Below are 18,689 nucleotides of genomic sequence, written 5' to 3' on the forward strand. Positions count from 1 at the left end.
AGTTAGGATGACAGACGTGACTTTTCCTCGAATCGGTGTCATCGGCGGCGGCCAGCTGGCACGCATGCTCGCCCCCGCCGCAGAAGCCCTCGGTGTCCGCTTCTCCGTCCTCGCGGAGACCGCCGATGCCCCCGCCACCCAGGTCATCAATGAGGTGAGCGTCGGCGACTACACGGACTATCCGACGCTCAAGGCCTTCGCCGAGACCGTCGATGTCGTGACCTTCGATCACGAGCACGTCCCGCCCGAGCATCTCGAAGACCTCGTCGAGGCCGGCCATGCCGTGCGCCCGGGACCGCAGGCGCTCATCTTCGCACAGGACAAGATCCGGATGCGCACGAAGATGGACGAGCTGGGACTGCCGAACCCGGCCTGGGCAGACATCACCTCGGAGGCCGATATCGCGGCCTTCGCCGATCGCGTCGGCTATCCTTTCGTCCTCAAGACGCCGCGCGGCGGCTACGACGGCAAAGGCGTCCGCGTCATCGAGAGCTTCACAGAAGCCTCCGAGTGGCTCGCCGAAGTCGGGCAGCTGCTGGCCGAAGAGAAGGTCGACTTCGCCCGTGAGCTCGCCGTCATGGTCGGACGCTCCCCGATGGGCCAGACCGCCGTGTGGCCGGTCGTCGAGACCTGGCAGCAGAACGGCGTCTGCAAAGAGGCCCTCGCCCCGGCACCCGACCTGTCGGCAGAGAAGTCCCGGGCCATCACCGAGGCGATCCTCACCGTCGCCGGAACCCTCGAGGTCACCGGTGTGATGGCGATGGAGATGTTCGAGACCGCCGATGGATTCCTCATCAACGAGTTCGCGATGCGCCCCCACAACACCGGGCACTGGACCCAGGACGGGTCGGTGACCAGCCAGTTCGAGCAGCATCTGCGTGCCGTCCTCGATCTGCCGTTGGGCAGCCCCGCGGCCAGAGAAGACGTGTCTGCGATGGTCAACATCCTCGGTGCCGAGCACGAGGACCTCTACCAGCCGTACCTGCACGTCATGGCCCACGATCCGGCGGTCAAGGTCCACCTCTACGGCAAGAGCGTGCGTCCGGGCCGCAAGGTCGGCCACGTCAACGCCTACGGTGACGACCGCGAGCTCGTGCTCGCTCGGGCCCGCCATGCCGCTGACTTCATCGCCGGGGTCGATGTCGACCCGCACCCGCGGATGCCCACCCCGGAGAATCTCCTGGCCGACCGGGAGTCGAGCACGGGCTGAAACCCAACCGGCTGTCACCGACCTGCTGCCGAACCACATCGGCAACCGCCGATCCGGACGGCAGCGAACGAGATCCCGCACCGCCTGCGACGAAGGAAGCACAGATGACCACAGCACACGACTCCACAGCAACAGCGGCTCCGGTCGGAATCGTCATGGGCTCGGATTCAGACTGGCCGACGATGAAGGCCGCCGCCGAGGCACTCGACGGACTCGGCATCGCCTCGAGTGCCGAGGTCGTCTCCGCCCACCGCATGCCCGAAGACATGGTGGCCTGGGCGAAGTCCGCGGCCGACCGAGGCGTACGTGTCATCATCGCCGGAGCCGGGGGAGCGGCCCACCTGCCGGGCATGATCGCATCGATGACCTCTCTGCCGGTCATCGGCGTTCCCGTGCCGCTGAAATACCTCGACGGAATGGACTCCCTGCTGTCGATCGTGCAGATGCCCGGGGGAGTGCCCGTGGCGACCGTGTCGATCGGCGGAGCGAAGAATGCGGGCCTGCTCGCCGCACGCATCCTCGGCGCGGGAGACGGCGACGAAGCCGCCGCTGTGCGGCAGCGTTTGGACGGCTACCGAGACGAACTGCGGCAGGTCGCTCTCGACAAGGGCCGGGCTCTGCAGGAATAATGGTGTTACTGAACGTCCGATAAGCATTAGGAGAAGAATGTTCGACCTCTACCAGCCCAGCGAAGAGCATGAAGAGATCCGTGCGGCCGTACGCGATATCGTCGAGAAGAGGATCACGCCGTTCGCGGCGGAGGTCGATGCGGATTCCCGCTACCCGCGAGAAGCTCATGAGGCGCTGGTCGAGACCGACTTCTTCGCCGCCCACATTCCCGAAGAATACGGCGGAATGGGTGCCGACGCGCTGGCCGTGGCGATCATCATCGAAGAGGTGGCCCGAGGCTGCGCCTCGTCTTCGCTCATCCCGGCCGTGAACAAGCTCGGCAGCATGCCCGTCCAGCTCGGCGGCAGCGAAGAGATCAAGAAGAAGTACTTCCCCTCGGTCGCCTCCGGCGAGGCCGGCTTCTCCTACGGCCTGTCCGAGCGGGAGGCGGGCTCGGACACCGCATCGATGAAGACTCGCGCCGTCGCCGACGGTGACGACTGGATCCTCAACGGAGTGAAGACCTGGATCACGAACGCCGGGGAATCCGACTACTACACGGTCATGGCCGTGACCGACCCCGACGGCGCCCGCGGTCGCAACATCTCGGCCTTCGTCGTCGAGAAATCGGATGAGGGCTTCACCTTCGGCGAGAAGGAACGCAAGCTCGGCATCAAGGGTTCGCCCACTCGCGAACTGCTCTTCGACAACGTCCGGCTGCCGGGGGACCGGATCGTCGGACAGCCCGGAGAGGGCCTGAAGATTGCGCTGCGCACCCTCGACCACACCCGTGTGACGATCGCCGCTCAGGCTGTCGGCATCGCCCAGGGCGCGCTCGACTACGCGCTGTCCTACGTCAAGGAACGTCAGCAGTTCGGCAAGTCCATCGCCGATAACCAGGCCATCCAATTCATGCTCGCCGATATGGGCATGAAACTCGAAGCCGCCCGTCAGCTGACCTACACCGCGGCCGCCAAGAGCGAACGCGGCGATGACGACCTCACCTACTTCGGGGCGGCGGCGAAGGCCTACGCCTCGGATGCGGCCATGGAGATCACCACGGACGCCGTGCAGCTGCTCGGCGGCGCCGGCTACGTCGTCGACCACCCGGTCGAGCGGATGATGCGCGATGCGAAGATCACCCAGATCTACGAGGGCACGAACCAGATCCAGCGGATGGTGATGGGACGCCAGCTCCTGCGCTGAGCCTTCAGCCCGCGTGCGAACCCCGGCGAGGGTGCTGCGACTCGACGAAGATGGTCGGGACGCAGCACCCTCGCCGTCGTCTGTGAAGAATCGCACAGCAGCGCAATCCGACATGCACGGCGCGGATTTGCCGGAATCCACGGCCCGCAGGCGACACAATGGATGAACACAGTGGACTCTGAAGAACGTTTGGCACAGTTGTCTTCGCCGCACGTCCGGTCAGAGACCGTGTCGCTCGTCGTCGAGGCGCGTGCGACTGTGTGCCGGAAGCCGTGAAGACCGCCGAGGAGACGAAGGGAAGGCAGTGGCCGAAACGAGATACGTGGACCCGATCCGCTACCCTTCGTACGCCTCGCAGTCCACACGGGATGTGCGGGCCTGGCTGCTGCTCCTCGTCACCGTCGTCGTCCCCGGCGGCGTCCAGCTGCTGTTCGGACATCGTCGGTGGGCGAAGATCTCCCTGTCGATCACCGCGATCAGCTGGGCTCTGGCCATCCTCGCCGGAGTCACCGTCCTCATCAACCGGACGTTCCTGTTCACCATCGGCACGAACCCCTTCATCCTCACCTTCCTCACGATCTGGGTTCCGGTCATCGCGATCAACTGGGCCGTGTGCCTGTTCGACTCCTTGCGCCGGATCCGACTCGTCACGATCTCGCAGAGGGCCCGCAAACGCTTCGTCGCGGCGTTCTGTGCTCTCCTCCTCATCGTCGTCGGCCCGCTGGCCTGGGGGACGTCGATGCTGAACTCTCAGCGCGGTCTCATGAGCGACCTCTTCGCCTCCGGCAAGGCCCTCAAACCCGTCGACGGCCGCTACAACATCCTGCTTCTGGGATCCGACGCCGGCAAGGGGCGCACGGGCATCCGTCCGGATTCTCTGTCGTTGGCCTCGATCGACGCGAAGACGGGCAAGACCGTGATCATCGGGCTGCCGCGCAATATGGAGAACGTGCCATTCACGGAGGATTCGCCGCTGCACAAGAAGTACCCGCAGGGGTACAACTGCGGCTCGGAGTGCCTGCTCAACGCCGTATTCCAGCAGGGCGAGCAGCACAAAGACGAATTCGACGACCCGGAGCAGGCCGGCGAGCAGGCAACGATGGACGCCGTATCCGCGATCACCGGGCTTGAGGTCCAGTACTACGCGATGATCAACCTCAAGGGATTCGAGCACCTCATCGACTCCCTCGGCGGAATCACTCTGGTCTCGGGCAAGCGGGTGCCGATCTCTTCGAAGGTCGACCGGAAGACGGGCCAGCACGGCCCGGTCAAAGGGTGGATCGAGCCGGGCAAGCAGAAGCTCGACGGATTCCACGCACTGTGGTTCGCCCGCTCCCGAGAGTTCTCCAGCGACTACGAGCGGATGATCCGGCAGCGCTGCGTGCAGACGGCCATGGTCAAGCAGCTCGATCCGGCTACGGTGCTCACTCGCTACCAGGCGATCGCCAAGGCCACTCCGGGGGCTGTGGCCACGAACATTCCGTCCTCCCAGGTGGACTCCTTCGTCGACTTGGCTCTCAAGGTGAAGTCGCAGAAGATTGAGTCCCTCGACCTCACTCCGCCGCGCGTGACACCGTCGAATCCGGACTTCGATGTGGCACGACAGCTCGTAGCCGATAGGATCGAGGAGGCGTCGAAGTCCTCGAAGGAGGACAAGGACGCATTCTCGGCTTCCGGAAGCGATCTGTCAGCTGCCGCCGGAGTCGATGCGGGACTCGATCCGAACCCCGGTTCCGGGCCGCAGCTGCTGGCACAGAGTGCCGGCGACAACTCTGCTGACAACGGCGATGAAGCCGACGCAAAGGCGATCTGCTACGTGCCGTGAGGCACCGGAAGCGGCTCGGGCGGCCGAACAATGACCGAAAACGTCCGGCCGACGACGATTCCGGGAAAAACTTTTGCTCGGTGTGTCCCTTGCCAATACTGGGAACCACACTCGTGTAATTAGAATATTCCGCTCTGTGGCTAGTCTGACACGCCGAAAATGTGTAACAATTTTGAGATGTTGGGGTTGCCCGCCGTACTGCCAACGGTGCAGGGGACCTCGAGGCCTGAACTTCCCTGTCTTCCTCGAAAAGGCTGTAACGATGAAATATCTATTGCCCACTGTCGCGGGCTGCGCTTCTGTCGCACTCGTCGGCACCTTAGCGGTCACGGCATCGACGGCCTCTGCGGCCACGACGTCGCCTGACGTGTCCAAAGAGGCGCTGAACGTCAGCGAAGAGGGACTCAACGTCCCCGGTGCCCGTGATTCCAGCGATTCCACCGCCACTGCCGCCAACCAGAGCGCCACGAGCAATCTGCCGAACATCTTCAAGTCGCAGACCGCTTTGGCCGGGACCAAGGTGCCGGAGTTCGTCAACGCATCCGCCTCGGCAGACACCGGGTCGGCCGTCAACGCCTCCGCTGCGACCGGGACGGTCAACACCACATCCGCCGGACTCGCCTCTGAATCCGACGAGACCGTGCCGTCCGAGGGTTCCTCCCCGTCCGAGACGGAGCAGACCCCTGCCAAGAAGTCCGAAGACTCCGAGGACGAGGGCGGGCAGGACTCCGCCGAGGAGTCGGAGGCCAAGGACGACGAAGACATCTCCGGCTCGGTCCGGCAGAAGACCGAAGACGGCGTGAACATCGCACTCATCTCTGATGTCCTCGATGTTCCGACGAAGAACCCGAGCCTCGTCGGGTTCACCTTCTCCGAGTCGAAGTCGAACATCCGCATTCAGATCCGCATCAAGCACGGATCCGAGTGGGGCAGCTGGGACACTCTCGACGAAGAGGAGCAGGACGAAGCCGAGAACAAGGGTTCGGAGCCGATGACGGTGACGGACGCCTCCGGAGTGCAGATGCGCATCCTCGGTGATTCCGCACCGAGTGACGCCGAGCTCGTCCTCGTCGATCCGAAGCGCGACTCCGGTGACGCACAGGCCGTCGCCGAGAACGCCCCCGTCGACCTCGAACAGCAGAACGCCGACGACGCGGAGACCTCCGATGCCGCGTCCGAGGAATCGACCGACGCCGAGGCGGCCGAGGCCGAGAACCTCAGCGACGTCTCCGGCGCGACCGTGGCCAACCAGAACTATGTGCCCGGTTCGTCGACGGTGTCCACCGTCGCGAAGAAGGTTGCGAAGCCGAAGATCGGTTCGCGCAGCTCCTGGGGTGCGAAAGCCTACCGGGGCAGCCCTGACTATGCCAGCGGGATCAAGCAGGCCGTGGTCCACCACACCTCCGGTTCGAACAGCTACTCAGCCGAGGACGTCCCGGGAATCATCCGCGGTATCCAGGCCTACCACCAGGACGGCCGTGGGTGGAGCGATATCGGCTACAACGTCGTCGCAGACAAGTACGGTCGCCTCTGGCACGCTCGCGGCGGTGACGTCTCGAAGGCCGTCATCGGCGCACACGTGGCCGGACACAACACCGGAACCTTCGGTATCTCCGTGCTGGGCACTTACAACAGCGCAGCTCCTCCGAAGAAGACCCGTGACGCCGTGGCTTCGGCCATCGCCTGGAAGTTCTCGCTCAACGGAATCTCCAAGGCGACGAAGTCGAACCTGGTCGGCCACCGTGACCTGGGCAGCACCGACTGCCCCGGTGATGCCTTCTACGCAAAGCTGGGCGAGGTCCGCTCAACGGTCAACTCGATCCTGAAGACCGGCGAACAGCCCAGCGACAAGAAGGACGACTCGAATAAGGACGATTCCAAGAAGGATGACTCCAAGAAGTCTGAGAAGCCGAAGACGAAGACTGCGATCGAGAAGTACGCCGAGAAGAACAAGCTCGGCAAGGCTGTCGGCAAGGAATACGCGGTCAAGGGCATCTCGGGTGCCAAGGCTCAGAAGTTCGAAAAGGGTGTCGTCTACTGGTCCAAGAAGACCGGCGCCTACCACCTGTCAGGAGCGATCGCCTCGTCGTACAAGGGCGACGCGGTCACCAACTTGGGGCTGCCCACCTCTGCGGAGAAGGGCGGCTTCAAGGACGGGGGTGTCGCACAGCGCTTCGAGAAGGGATCCTTCTACTGGTCGAAGGCCACCGGCGCCCACTACACCACCGGTGCGATCATGAAGTACTGGGGTGACAAGGGGACTGTCAAGGGCCACCTGGGCTACCCCAAGTCCGACGTGGTCTTCAAGGACGGTCGCGGCGAGCAGCTCTTCGAAGGTGCTCGACTGGTCTGGGCCGAAGGATACGGCACCACCGAATTCTCTCCCAAGGGTTCGATCGCCGGCGGAGTGACGGATGATAATGCTTCGGGCGACACGACACCGCCGGGAGACAAGTCCACCGATGGCGATTCGCCTGCAGACTCCGGGGAAGGTTCTGCAGACGACGAAGACTCGAAGGATGATGAGTCCAAGGACGATTCCACAAAGGATGACTCCAAGAAGGACGATTCGAAGAAGGACGACAAGTCCAAGGACGACTCCAAGAAGGACGACAAGTCCAAGGACGACTCCAAGAAGGACGATTCGAAGAAGAAGGACGACAAGAAGAAGGATAAGCCGACCAAGGCAGAGAAGATCGCGGCTCAGCGTGCGTCCGTGATCAAGGATGCCAAGGCCAACCTCGGTGTCAAGTACGTCTGGGGCGGCACCTCGCCGAAGTCCGGTTGGGACTGCTCGGGCTACACCCAGTACGTCTACGCCAAGAACGGCATCAAGCTGCCGCGCACGACCAGCCAGCAGCGCTCTGCGGGCAAGGAGATCCCCATCAAGGACGCGAAGGCAGGCGACCTGATCTGGATCCCCGGTCACATCGGAATCATCTCCGAGACCAAGGGGCAGATGTACGATGCGGGATCGACCCGGACGAACACCACGAAGCGCAGCTACAGCTGGATGCTCAACCGTGGAGCGAAGGTCATCCGCGTCATCGGCTGATCGACAGCCTCGCAGCGGGAATTCCAAGGCCCCACTGACAGTGCCCCCGCGGGGATCCGGTTCCGGAACCCCGCGGGGGCACTGTCAGGTTCTCCTGCGGATTCTTCTCGCCCTCTCAGCGGGCCGGATACGTCCTTGCAGGTGGCGGCGGTGAATAGTGTGTGACTTCGGCTGAACAGTCAGTGAAGTGCCGGGTCCGAACGCGCTGGTGACGCTATCGTGGACAGTGCACACCCGGAACAGCCGGATGTGGTTTCGACACCGATCCATCCAAGGGGGCCTCCAGTGCACCGCTTGCACAACACGGTCAAGAACTTCGAATGGGGCAGCACGGACGCGATTCCCGCGCTCCTGGGCACCGCCCCCGACGGCACCCCCTGCGCGGAATTGTGGCTGGGTGCCCATCCGATGAGTCCTTCCCGGCTCGATATACACCAGGATCGGACCCGCGCGGTCGACGAACGCCGCAGCCGCCTCGGCGGCATCGACTCGACTGGAACGGTGGCGACGGAGACCGCGCGCGAACTCGGCCCCAACCTCATCGAATACCTGGCTGGAGACCCCACGGGTCTGCTCGGGCAGGAATCCGTCGAGGCCTTCGGTGCTCGCCTCCCGTTCCTGCTCAAGGTGCTCTCGGCCCGGAAGGCACTGTCGATCCAGGTCCATCCTGACCGAGACCAGGCACGGGCCGGATTCGCCGCTGAAGAGGCCCACGGGCCGACACTGGATGCTCCCGAGCGCAACTACAAGGACGCCTCGGCGAAACCGGAACTCATCTATGCACTCACTGACTTCCACGCTCTCACCGGATTCCGTCCGCGCAAGGCTGTCCGAGCAACCTTCGAACGGATGCTCTGCCAGCCGCTGACGCCGCCTTCGCTGGACTTCCTCGGCAACGTCATCGGCGCGCTGAAGTCCCTCGGAGAGGGCCGAGCGCTCTCACACGCCGTCGAACTCGTCCTCGGCGATCCGCGGGCCGCAGGACTCGTCGACGAGGTGGCCGCGCACGGGATGGACGAACTGCCGGAACGGCACGTGAGCCGACTCGGCAGCGCCGTCGACCCGGCGCAGACCTTCTGCGAGCTCGTCGACGACTACCCGCACGACCCCGGTGTGCTCGTGGGGCTCATGCTCAACCGTGTGCATCTGCAGCCGGGGGAGGCGCTGGCTATGGAGGCCGGGGTGCTGCATGCCTACCTGTTCGGCACCGGCATCGAGATCATGGCCTCGAGCGACAATGTGCTGCGCGGGGGTCTGACCTCGAAGCACGTCGATATCGCGGAACTGACGAAGGTCGCTGACTTCCGCGCGGGCAGACCGCGCATGGTCGAACCCGACCGTGCCGGCGTCATGTTCGGAGCCACAGACGACTTCGCTCTGCAGGCGCTGCGTTGCCCCAGGCTGGCCACGCTCGAACGCCGCGGAGCCGCTATCGTGTTGTGCACCGCGGGAACGATCACGCTGAACTCGCTGGGCTCCTCGCTCACCCTCGAACGCGGCGAGAGTGCCTTCATCGCGGCCAACGAGCCGATGGTGACCGCCGACGGCCACGGCGACCTGTTCGTCGCCACCACCGGGCTCGCCCCCTCCGGACTCGCCCCCGCCGGACTCGCCCCCACCCCGTCTCTCGCCTGAGCGAAGCTATCTCACGCTCGTGACGCGCGGGGCTTCCTCCGGCTTGGCGCTCACAACGAGAAGTGGTCACGTTCGGATACCAGAACCGAGATTCCGTATCCGAACGTGACCACTTCTCTGTTGTTGGGCGTCTCTGTCGCTGGGGAGGCTCGCCTGCTGTCACCGAGAAACGGGTCGCGTGCCGAAACGCGGGTGTACACGGTATGTGTCAACCCGTTTCTCGGCACGCGACCCGTTATTCGGCGAGCGGCCCGGCGCTACTTGGTCAGCGGCCCGGCGCGTTTCAGTCAGCGGCCCGGCGCTACTCGGCCAGCGGCCTGGCGCTACTCGGTCAGCGGCCTGCCGGACATCCGGAGATGCTCAGGCGGCGACCTCGATAGTGGGCACGTCGTCGGGGACGATCACCTCTGCGGCGGTCTTCTCCTTGACCTCATCGACGGTGACGCCCGGAGCGAGTTCGACGAGGGTGAAGGAATCACCGGAGACGTCGAGGACCGCGATATCGGTGACGATGCGCGAGACCACGCCCTTGCCGGTCAGCGGCAGGTCGCAGGACTTGAGCAGCTTGTGCGATCCGTCCTTGGCCACATGGTCCATGATGACGATGACGCGCTGAGCACCGTGGACGAGGTCCATCGCACCGCCCATGCCCTTGACCATCTTGCCCGGGATCATCCAGTTCGCGATGTCGCCGTTGACGGCGACTTGCATCGCGCCGAGGATTGCGGCGTTGATCTTGCCTCCGCGGATCATGCCGAAGCTCGCAGCGGAGTCGAAGTAGGCCGCGCCCGGGTTCATGGTGACGATCTCCTTGCCCGCGTTGATGAGGTCGGGATCGATCTCGTCCTCGGTCGGGTAGGGGCCGACGCCGAGCAGGCCGTTTTCGGACTGGAGCACGAGGTGGACACCCTCGGGCAGGAAGTTCGGAACCAGGGTCGGCATGCCGATGCCGAGGTTGACGTAGCTGCCGTCTTCGAGTTCCTGGGCGGCACGGGCCGCCATCTGATTGCGTGTCAATGACATTGCTGTGTCTCCTCAGGCTTCTCGTACGGTGCGCTTCTCGATGGGCTTGTCAGCCACCTGTTCGGGCGTCAACGGCACCACACGGTGGACGAAGACCCCGGGCACGTGGACATCATCCGGATCGATCTCGCCGGGTTCGACGAGCTTCTCGACCTCGGCGATGGTGACGCGTGCGGACTGGGCCGCCGGGGGATTGAAGTTGCGGGCGGAGGAATGGAACACGAGGTTGCCGTGACGGTCGCCGACCGCGGCGCGCACGAGGGCGTAGTCGGGCGCCAGCGACTCTTCGAGGACGTATTCCTTCTCTTCGCCGAAGGTGTCGAAGACCTTCGTCTCCTTCGCAGGAGACTTCTTGACGACATTGCCCTCGGAGTCGTACTTCCATGGCATTCCGCCCTCAGCGACCTGCGTGCCGGCACCGGTGATGGTGTAGAAGCCCGGGATGCCGGCGCCTCCGGAACGCAGCTTCTCCGCCAGTGTGCCCTGCGGGGTGAGTTCGACCTCGAGTTCTCCCGAGAGGTACTGACGGGCGAATTCCTTGTTCTCACCGACGTAGGAGGCGATGATGCGGCGGAGGCGTCCGTCGGCGAGCAGAATGCCCAGACCGCGACCATCGACACCTGCGTTGTTCGAGATCACCTCGAGGTCTTTGGCACCCTGGTCCTGCAGCGCACGGATGAGGAATTCGGGTACGCCCACGACACCGAAGCCGCCTACGGCGATCGATGATCCATCTGCAATGTCGGCCACCGCTTCTGCGGGGCTATCAACTACTTTGTCCATGTGCCCAGTGTGCCATGAAGCACTCCGAGGCCGTGGGCCAGGTCCGTCATACGAGCATCGTCGACACTGCTGGTGAGGAGGAGTTCACCACCGCCGAGGAGATGCTGCAGCAGCCGCGGCCACTCATCGGGCCGTGGGGTCGAGTTCGACGCCAGCAGACCCTGCGGTCTGCCGCCGACAGGAGCCGCCTGCTCTGCTCCCGCCCAGTCGATGATCTGCCCGTCGACTTCGAGAGTGCCCGAGGCGTCGAGGCGACGTGAGGCGACATCGGGATAGGCCCGAATCGCCGAATTGACGTCGATGAAGTCCTCATCGACCGGCGTGCTCAGAGCCAGCGCCGGCGGGTTGAAGACGAAGACCTCTTCGGCATCGGCCACGGAACCAAGGTCCTCGTGGCCGAGCGGAACGAAGGCCATGAAGTCCTCCGTCGGCGGTTCTTCGCCGATGCAGACACGACCGCCGGCGAGGAGGACGCTGAGCAGCGCGACGAGTTCGCGCCAGTGCAGGCGTTGTGGAAGGGGCGCGAAGAGGGTGAAGTCGGGTCCGAGGTCATAGTCGCCGAAGAGTCCGACGCCCTTGTTGACCCAGTTCGCCACGACCGGCCCGGTGAGGTCGAGGCGGTCGTGGTCGGGTCCGCGCCAGATGAGGACCGGCCCGCCGGTGTTCGCAATGACTGTCAGATCCATATCCGTATCCATCCTTGAGTGTTGACAGTTGTGGCACGGCCGTCTCCGCCCGCCGAGGCGGCACCTGCGTAGGACAGGACCGTGCCGTTCAGGGGACGATGAGTCCGATGTCGATGGTCACTCCGCGCGGGAACGCGCCGAGTTCGCCGTCGACCCAGTGGTACCTGGTGGAGGCGCTGAGATCCTCGGCGAAGAGCGCCGTGTGGAGTCGCTCGACCAGTGACCCGAGTCCGACCATCGCTTCGAGCAGCGGGGGACCTCCCGACTGCGCTGTTGCCGGCGAATCCGAGGGGTTGAGGGTGATCCGCGAGCCCGCGCCTTCGATGCGCATCCGCCATGCCGCATGGCCGGGTGTCCGCGACTGCCCGGCGCGCACCAGTCGGATCGCACGTGAGACGCGCTCGAGGATGTCATCGCTGCTGTCCCCGGCGGGCGCCCCGCCGGGAAGTTCGGTGACGCCGAGGCTGCGCTGGACGGCTTCGACGTGTCCGTAGCGGAACCAGTCGTCGCCGAGCTCGCGCGACAGGGCCTTCGCTCCGTCGCGACCGTTGTCGAGGTACCCGCCGGCGCCGCGCACGAGAGCCATCGGCAGACCGCGGGAAGAGCCTTTGACGAGATCCGCGGCTGCCGCGATCTCATCGGCGATGGCTCGCACCGTCACAGTCTGGACGCGGCCGTCGTCGTCGGGGCGTCCGCGCTGATCGTCGAGCCCGGAGAAGCCGGACAGACCGAGGGCGATGTCGCCGACGCCGATCCTCCACGGTCGAGAGCTCGTGTCGGAGACGACGAGGCCGATGCGCACGGAGAACGCCTGCTCCACCCTCAGCCGCAGCCGGTCGGCCGAGCGATCGCTGTCGAGCGGGTGCATGATGACGGCGCCGGCAGAATTCGACTGGTCGAGTCCCGCCGCGGCCTGCACGGTGCCGGCCGGGGTGCGCACGACCTGGACGGTGGTGCCGGAACCATAGGAGCGTTCGGCGACGAGATGTGTGCCGGTGGCTGCGACGAGCTCTTCGAACTCGCTGCGATCGGCGACGGTGCGCAGACGGCCCTCGGCCTTGGACACGACCTTCGAGGCGACGACGAGGATGTCGCCGTCCTTGAGGTCGATGCGATTGCGTCGCAGGGCGTTGATGAGGATCGCGGCGAGGTCGGAACCCGGCGCGATGTCCTCCTCGACGGGAGGAGCGTAGACGGTGAGGAGTCGGTCATTCATGCTCGGCCGCCGGTGATTCCACTCTCATTCCTCCATAATCCCATCGACGGCGCGTTCTTTCTAAATTCTCCAGGTTTGCTCAGGCGGATCCCACAGGTTGTGCTGGGGCTCAAGGGCTCTCCCTACATATGGTGTTCCGGGCGCGTGTGCATGTGAACGTGTGTTCTATTCGGGTCTCAGGTGCTGTCCCAATACTCCATGAGGGCTTGACGGAGCGGTAATGACACGCGTGTAATTTATACCTAAAGGGGAACGCGCCGAGCATGGATCTCAGGATTCGACCGTACATCGGACTGATCGGCTCAGTCACGGTGAAGGACCTGCTCGAGCGTGAGAAAGGGGAAGACCGTGCAAAGCGCACAGAGAGAATGGCGGGAGAGAGAAGACTTCACCGCCGCACCGGGAGTCACCTCCCGCCGTGCCGAAGACTGGTTCATCGAACCGGGAGCACGTACACCCGAGACGCTGCCTGATCCGCTCGCCGTCGATCCGAGTGATCTGACGCCGCTGCAGCAGGACAACGCCGCGGTCTCGCCGCTGTCGTTGCTTCTCGGTGCCGCAGAAGACGGTGAACTGTCGTGGCAGGACCAGGCCCTCTGCGCCCAGACCGACCCGGAGGCGTTCTTTCCCGAGAAGGGAGGATCGACTCGCGAAGCCAAGCGTGTCTGTGCATCCTGCGACGTCCGTTCCGAATGCCTCGAATACGCTCTGGCCAACGATGAGCGTTTCGGCATCTGGGGCGGCATGTCCGAACGCGAACGCCGCCGGCTCAAGAAAAAGGTCGTGTGAGGCCAGCCGTCACTGTCGTTGTCACCTCCGGTGACGACGCCAGCAAGGTCGAGCTCGAAACAGCTCTGCGTCCGCTTTTCCCCGAGATCCCAGTCGTGGATCTCGGGGGACGGACGCTGACCGAGGCAACCGAGGATCCCGCTGTCGCGAACTCGGACTATCTGTGGTTCCTCACCCCCGACTGCCGACCGGAACCCGGCTGTCTCGATGAGCTGCTCGACGCCATCGGGGAAACCGAATCCATCGCCGCCGTGGGCCCGAAGCTCATGCGCGGCGATCGCATCGTCTCCGCCGGTGTGAGCACCACTCCGGCGGGGGAGCGCTTCAATCCCGTGGGCTCCGGCGAAATCGATCAGGGGCAGCGTGACAGCCGCACCGAAACGCTCGGCCTCGACCTGCCCGGCCTGCTCATGGCCACCGCCGAACTGACGCGCATCGGCGCCCCCTCTCGCGTCCTGGGTCCCGCATATCGCGGGATCGAATACTCCCGTCGGCTGCGTGATCTCGGGCGTCGTGTGCTGTTGGCCCCGGGAGCACGGATGGAGATCTCCGCCGAGGCGGCCGCTCAGCTCCGGTCCTCTCCCCAGCCCCCGGTTTCGAAGTTCCAGATCCGCACCGAACAGCGCTACCGACTCAGTCTCGCCGGTCAGGGTCAGGCTGCTCTGCTCTTCCTGCTCGCCTTCTCGAACTTCGGGCACATCCTCGGTGGGCTGCTGTCGAATAATTTCCGGTCCGCCGGTTGGTACCTCGGTGCCCTCTTCGGTCTGCCCGCGGACGCGAGGACCACGGCGCCGCTGCGCCGCGCCAATGCTCGGCGCAGCCGATCGGCCAAGCGCACCTCCACCTCCCACGTCGCCGCACTCTATGCCGATGCGGACGAACTGGCCGTCCAGCGTCGGTCGATGGGCGACGTGGACGATGACTCGCATCCAGCCGAGGTGCCCACCGGCGGGCCCGACGCCGATGCCGAGCTCAATCCGATCGGCGACACCGAAGAGGCCATCGACTCCTTCTCCCGACTCGAGATCTCCGGCGGTTCGAGTCTGCTGCGTGCGCCCCTGACCTATGTGGTTCTGGCCGCCGTGGTGATGAGCGGCTTCATCAGCTACCGGCTCTTCGGACCCGGCCACCTCGACGGCGGCGCCCTGGGGACCACGGATGTCGGCCTCGGTGAGATCTTCTCCCGCCTGCTCGGCCGTCACCTCGATGTCTCGACCGGCGCGGCAGCCCCTGCCGACCCCTACCACCTCGTCCTCGGGACTCTCTCACTCCTCTTCTTCGGCCATGTCGACATCATGGTCCGCACCCTGCTGCTCGCGGCGCCGATCCTCGCCGGGATCACCGCCTATGCCGGGGCCGGAAGCGTGCTCCCACGCCGCTGGGTACGCGGATTCGCCGCTCTGCTGTGGATCGCTTCACCGCTGTTCACCTCCGCTCTCTCAGACGGCCGCCTCGGTGTGGTGCTCGTCTGGATCTGCGCGCCGCTGCTGGCGCTGAGCCTGCGACGGAGTCTGCGCACGGGATCGATCGCGGCCGCGGCCGGCAGCGGACTGCTGCTCTTCGTCATCATCTCCGGCATCCCGCTGCTGCTGACCGTGGCGGTCCTCGGCACTGCGGTGCTGCTCGTGGCCGGGCGCGGGCTGCGCCATCTGTGGCTGCTGGCACCGACACTGTTCCTCGCCTGGCCCTGGCTGTGGGCTCTCGTGCGGGAGCCCGGAACGCAGCTGACCATGCCCGGACAGACCATAGCGGCCGAGACCGCGCCGACCTACCTGCTGGCCGTCGGATTCCCGGGACCGATCGACCTGTCCTGGTTGGCGGACCTCGCCGAACACTTCGGACTCGGCGGAATCAGCCCGGGAGCGCTCCAGCTGTGGGCACCCGTCCTCGTTCTCCCGATGCTCATCCTCGCCTTCTTCACTCTCATCGAGGCCAGGCTCGAACTCACTCGGCTGACCTGGGCGGTGGGACTCTACCTCGGCGGGCTCATCCTCGCCGCCATCCAGGTGCACCTGCCCGCACAGACCGGCCCATTCCATCTCATCGGCTCCTACCCGGCCGCCGGCCTGACCCTGATCAGCCTCGGGGCGATCCTGCTGCTGTCCCTGGGGGCCGATCGCACCTCGGCGAGTCGGACCGGCAGCGGACGGATGCCCATGCGCGGCCTCGTCGGCCTGGTCGCCGTCGCCTCCATCGGACTCATCGCCATCGGCGCCGGCCGGGCCGCGACCTCGCCCGAGGCCGTCACCGCCACCGAGGACAGCACCGTCCCGGCCCTGGCCGCCGACCGTGCCGAAGGGGACGCGAAGGCTCGCACCCTGCGCCTGGACAATGTCGACGGGGAGGTCCTCGCGACTCTGCTGTCGGCCGAGGACGGAACCGTGTTGGGCACCTCGACGGTGACCGCAGCTGAGACCGTCGGCGGATGGCCGTGGCAGCGACGCCCGCTGCCGATCCCTGACGACCAGGTGCTCGTGGCACAGGCGGCGGCCGCCCTGTCGGCCGACGACGCCGGAGACGTCAGCGATATCCTCGGCGAACTCGGCGCCGACTTCGTCCTCGTCGGCACCAACGCCGAGGGGCTGCAGAAATCCGTCTCGGTCGCGCAGGGGCTGATCGCCGTCGGGCCCACCGAATCCGGACAGCTGTGGCGAGTCGACAAGCCCTCCAGCGGGCGCTTCCTCATCCGCGATGCCGATGGACGGCTGAGCACCGCACCGATGCACGGCACCACCGCCGAGGTGCCCGCCGGTGAGGACGGACGCACACTGATCATCGCCGATGCCGCAGACGGGATCACCGCCCGTTCGAACGGCGAAGTGCTGCCGCAGCCGGAAAATTCCCAGGAGACCTGGGTGAGCGAATTCGATCTCCCCGCCTCCGGCGGCCGAGTCGAGCTCTCACTCAATTCGCCGGCCTATCCGGTCGGGGTCATCGCCGGCTGGGTGCTCGGTGCGCTGAGCATCATCGCAGCCATCCCCTTCGGCGGATCTCGCAGACACACCCGCGTGTCCAGCAGGCAGTCCGGCGCTGCGACCGGGCAGACGTGCCGGACGAGCCGGACGACCGAGCGGACGGGCCGGACGACCGGGCAGACGGGCCGGACGACCGAGCGGACGAGTCGGACGACCGAGCGCACCGACGGCCACGGCAGCAAGGAGACGAGCGCATGAAGAATCTGCGCAGCATCATGACCTTCGGGGCCATCGCCGTACCCGGAGTGCTCGTGGCCACGACCTCATTCCTCGCGCCAATGACCCCGGGCACCCTCGATCGCAGTCCGGAACAGGTGCGAATGCCCACCGCCGACACGCGCGTCGTGTGCCCCGGCCCTCTGCTCACCGACGGAACGGCCGAGGGCACGGACGCGGAGTTCGTCGACGATTCGAAGGTCTCGACGCGAGTCGTCGCCGCTTCGGCACCGATCGGGGCCGCGGACGGATCGACCTCCTCGGCGAGGCTGCAGGTCGCCGACCTCGGCGGCTCGGTCGACTTCGACAACCCTGCCGGGCAGGGTTTCGTCTCCGGCGACGACAGCATCGACTCGACGAAAGTCGTCACGGGATTCGCCCGCCCCGGCGCCCCCGCTCTCACCACCGGTCTCGAAACCGTCGAAGGCAGCTCCGGCGACCTCACCGGTCTGGCCACACTCACCTGCGCACAGGCCGCGAGCAGCTTTCGCATCCTCGCCGGCTCCGGTGCCACCGGCTCGAATTCGCAGCTGCTGCTGAGCAACCCCGGCGACGCTCCCGTCCAGGCTGAAGTCAAGCTCATGACCCCCGGTGGAGGCGCAGCCGAGCCGACCGAACTGAGCATCAAAGCCGGCGAACAGCGCGCCGTGCGTCTGGCCGGACTGGCAGGCGGAGCCGAAGCCCTGGCCGTCGATGTCACCGTCGACGGGGGAGTCCTTGCCGGCTCCGTGCAGGAGACCGTGCTCGACGGGCTCAAACCTCAGGGAATCGACCTTGCCGCAGCCGGCGCGGATGCCGACCGTGAGCAGGTGCTCACCGGCTTGAACGGCAAAGACGTCCGGGTGCGTGTGGCGAACCCGGGCAAGGGGCTGGCCGAGGTCGGACTCAAGGCCTTCGGCCCCGATGGCGAAATCGACATTCCCCGACAGTCGATGACCGTGGTCGGACACGGAGTCGCCGAAGCCGATCTCGGTGACCTCGAGGCCACGAGTCTCGTCATCGACGCCGATCAGCAGATCCAGGCGGGAGCATTCATCGGCCAGGACGGCAAGAAGGGCGCCAGCGATTTCGGCAGCGTCCAAGCCAGCGAATCCCTGGCCGAAACCCAGATCATGGCGCTGCCGCGCACCGGAGAGACCTCCCTGCACCTCTCACCCGGACAGGGGCGCGTGCAGGTGCAGGGCATGCTCGACAACGGTTCGCTGACCGACCCGCAGACGGTCGACCTCAACCCCACCGGAACGACGGTGGTCGACACCGGCACGGTCTCCGAGGAATCGGTGCGCGCTCTGGTCCTCAAGGGTTCCCAGGCCTCGGGCTCACGCGCCGAGGGAGTGCACGCCACCGCCGTCGTGACGACCGACGATGGAATCTCCACCGTCGCTCCGGCCCCGGCACCGACCGGTGTGGCCTACCGCGACATCCGCCTCGGCTGAGTCGGCTGCACGGTTCGGGCTGAAG

At 65.8% G+C, this 18,689-nt stretch carries 13 protein-coding genes; 9 read left to right on the forward strand and 4 right to left on the reverse strand.

All coding sequences use genetic code 11. The features are described 5' to 3' along the window. The first annotated feature begins 7 nt into the window (after window positions 1–7). From EB836_RS04825 to manA, 6 genes are all read left to right on the forward strand, one after another. Complete coding sequence (locus EB836_RS04825; protein WP_135538106.1) at window positions 8–1,210, forward strand: 5-(carboxyamino)imidazole ribonucleotide synthase; 1,203 nt, start codon at window positions 8–10, stop codon at window positions 1,208–1,210. Window positions 1,211–1,314: 104 nt separating this feature from the next. Beyond that, window positions 1,315–1,839: a 5-(carboxyamino)imidazole ribonucleotide mutase gene (gene purE, locus EB836_RS04830; RefSeq protein ID WP_135538108.1), complete on the forward strand. Its 525-nt coding sequence runs from the start codon at window positions 1,315–1,317 to the stop codon at window positions 1,837–1,839. A 37-nt stretch (window positions 1,840–1,876) separates the two neighbouring features. Next, window positions 1,877–3,025 carry an acyl-CoA dehydrogenase family protein gene (locus EB836_RS04835; protein ID WP_135538110.1) on the forward strand — a complete coding sequence of 383 codons (1,149 nt, stop codon included), beginning with the start codon at window positions 1,877–1,879 and terminating at the stop codon, window positions 3,023–3,025. Between the two features lie 304 nt (window positions 3,026–3,329). Then, complete coding sequence (locus EB836_RS04840) at window positions 3,330–4,850, forward strand: LCP family protein (RefSeq protein WP_135538112.1); 1,521 nt, start codon at window positions 3,330–3,332, stop codon at window positions 4,848–4,850. A 262-nt stretch (window positions 4,851–5,112) separates the two neighbouring features. Continuing rightward, the gene (locus EB836_RS04845; protein ID WP_240689607.1) at window positions 5,113–7,905 is read left to right on the forward strand and encodes an NlpC/P60 family protein; all 2,793 of its coding nucleotides are present in this window, start codon (window positions 5,113–5,115) and stop codon (window positions 7,903–7,905) included. Between the two features lie 285 nt (window positions 7,906–8,190). Beyond that, window positions 8,191–9,540, forward strand: coding sequence for a mannose-6-phosphate isomerase, class I (gene manA / locus EB836_RS04850; RefSeq protein WP_135538114.1), 1,350 nt, complete (start codon window positions 8,191–8,193; stop codon window positions 9,538–9,540). Window positions 9,541–9,900: 360 nt separating this feature from the next. On the opposite strand, the gene EB836_RS04855 is transcribed toward manA, so the two are convergent. The 4 genes from EB836_RS04855 to EB836_RS04870 form a co-directional block, all read right to left on the reverse strand. Further along, window positions 9,901–10,563, reverse strand: a complete 663-nt coding sequence (locus EB836_RS04855; RefSeq protein WP_135538116.1) for a CoA transferase subunit B — start codon at window positions 10,561–10,563, stop codon at window positions 9,901–9,903. 12 nt (window positions 10,564–10,575) lie between these two features. Continuing rightward, on the reverse strand, window positions 10,576–11,346 hold the full coding sequence (locus EB836_RS04860) for a CoA transferase subunit A (protein ID WP_135538117.1): 771 nt from the start codon (window positions 11,344–11,346) through the stop codon (window positions 10,576–10,578). After that, the gene (locus EB836_RS04865; RefSeq protein ID WP_135538119.1) at window positions 11,334–12,032 is read right to left on the reverse strand and encodes a hypothetical protein; all 699 of its coding nucleotides are present in this window, start codon (window positions 12,030–12,032) and stop codon (window positions 11,334–11,336) included. The genes EB836_RS04860 and EB836_RS04865 overlap by 13 nt, the downstream gene beginning before the upstream one ends. Before the next feature lie 88 nt (window positions 12,033–12,120). Further along, entirely contained in the window at window positions 12,121–13,248 is a 1,128-nt protein-coding gene (locus EB836_RS04870; RefSeq protein WP_135538121.1) for a coenzyme F420-0:L-glutamate ligase, read from the reverse strand. A 537-nt stretch (window positions 13,249–13,785) separates the two neighbouring features. Here EB836_RS04870 and EB836_RS18680 point away from each other — a divergent pair. Genes EB836_RS18680 through EB836_RS04885 form a run of 3 tightly spaced genes read left to right on the forward strand, consistent with a single transcriptional unit; the run spans window position 13,786 to window position 18,664 of the window. Then, window positions 13,786–14,037 (forward strand): WhiB family transcriptional regulator, encoded by a 252-nt coding sequence (locus tag EB836_RS18680; RefSeq protein WP_167200753.1) that lies wholly within the window; start codon window positions 13,786–13,788, stop codon window positions 14,035–14,037. Continuing rightward, window positions 14,034–17,210, forward strand: coding sequence for a glycosyl transferase (locus tag EB836_RS04880; protein ID WP_135538123.1), 3,177 nt, complete (start codon window positions 14,034–14,036; stop codon window positions 17,208–17,210). Before EB836_RS18680 ends, EB836_RS04880 begins: the two co-directional genes overlap by 4 nt. Next, window positions 17,207–18,664 carry a DUF5719 family protein gene (locus EB836_RS04885; RefSeq protein WP_135538125.1) on the forward strand — a complete coding sequence of 486 codons (1,458 nt, stop codon included), beginning with the start codon at window positions 17,207–17,209 and terminating at the stop codon, window positions 18,662–18,664. Before EB836_RS04880 ends, EB836_RS04885 begins: the two co-directional genes overlap by 4 nt. Window positions 18,665–18,689 lie beyond the last annotated feature (25 nt).

The organism is Brevibacterium sp. S111 (assembly GCF_004745075.1).
Taxonomy (GTDB): domain Bacteria; phylum Actinomycetota; class Actinomycetes; order Actinomycetales; family Brevibacteriaceae; genus Brevibacterium.

What these genes read in the sequence shown, in the direction of transcription:
- EB836_RS04825 (WP_135538106.1), top strand. Translation starts at nt 8, where the DNA reads ATGACAGACGTGACTTTTCCTCGAATCGGTGTCATCGGCGGCGGCCAG.
- purE (WP_135538108.1), top strand. Translation starts at nt 1,315, where the DNA reads ATGACCACAGCACACGACTCCACAGCAACAGCGGCTCCGGTCGGAATC.
- EB836_RS04835 (WP_135538110.1), top strand. Translation starts at nt 1,877, where the DNA reads ATGTTCGACCTCTACCAGCCCAGCGAAGAGCATGAAGAGATCCGTGCG.
- EB836_RS04845 (WP_240689607.1), top strand. Translation starts at nt 5,113, where the DNA reads ATGAAATATCTATTGCCCACTGTCGCGGGCTGCGCTTCTGTCGCACTC.
- EB836_RS04855 (WP_135538116.1), bottom strand. Translation starts at nt 10,563, where the DNA reads ATGTCATTGACACGCAATCAGATGGCGGCCCGTGCCGCCCAGGAACTC.
- EB836_RS04860 (WP_135538117.1), bottom strand. Translation starts at nt 11,346, where the DNA reads ATGGACAAAGTAGTTGATAGCCCCGCAGAAGCGGTGGCCGACATTGCA.
- EB836_RS04865 (WP_135538119.1), bottom strand. Translation starts at nt 12,032, where the DNA reads ATGGATCTGACAGTCATTGCGAACACCGGCGGGCCGGTCCTCATCTGG.
- EB836_RS04870 (WP_135538121.1), bottom strand. Translation starts at nt 13,248, where the DNA reads ATGAATGACCGACTCCTCACCGTCTACGCTCCTCCCGTCGAGGAGGAC.
- EB836_RS04885 (WP_135538125.1), top strand. Translation starts at nt 17,207, where the DNA reads ATGAAGAATCTGCGCAGCATCATGACCTTCGGGGCCATCGCCGTACCC.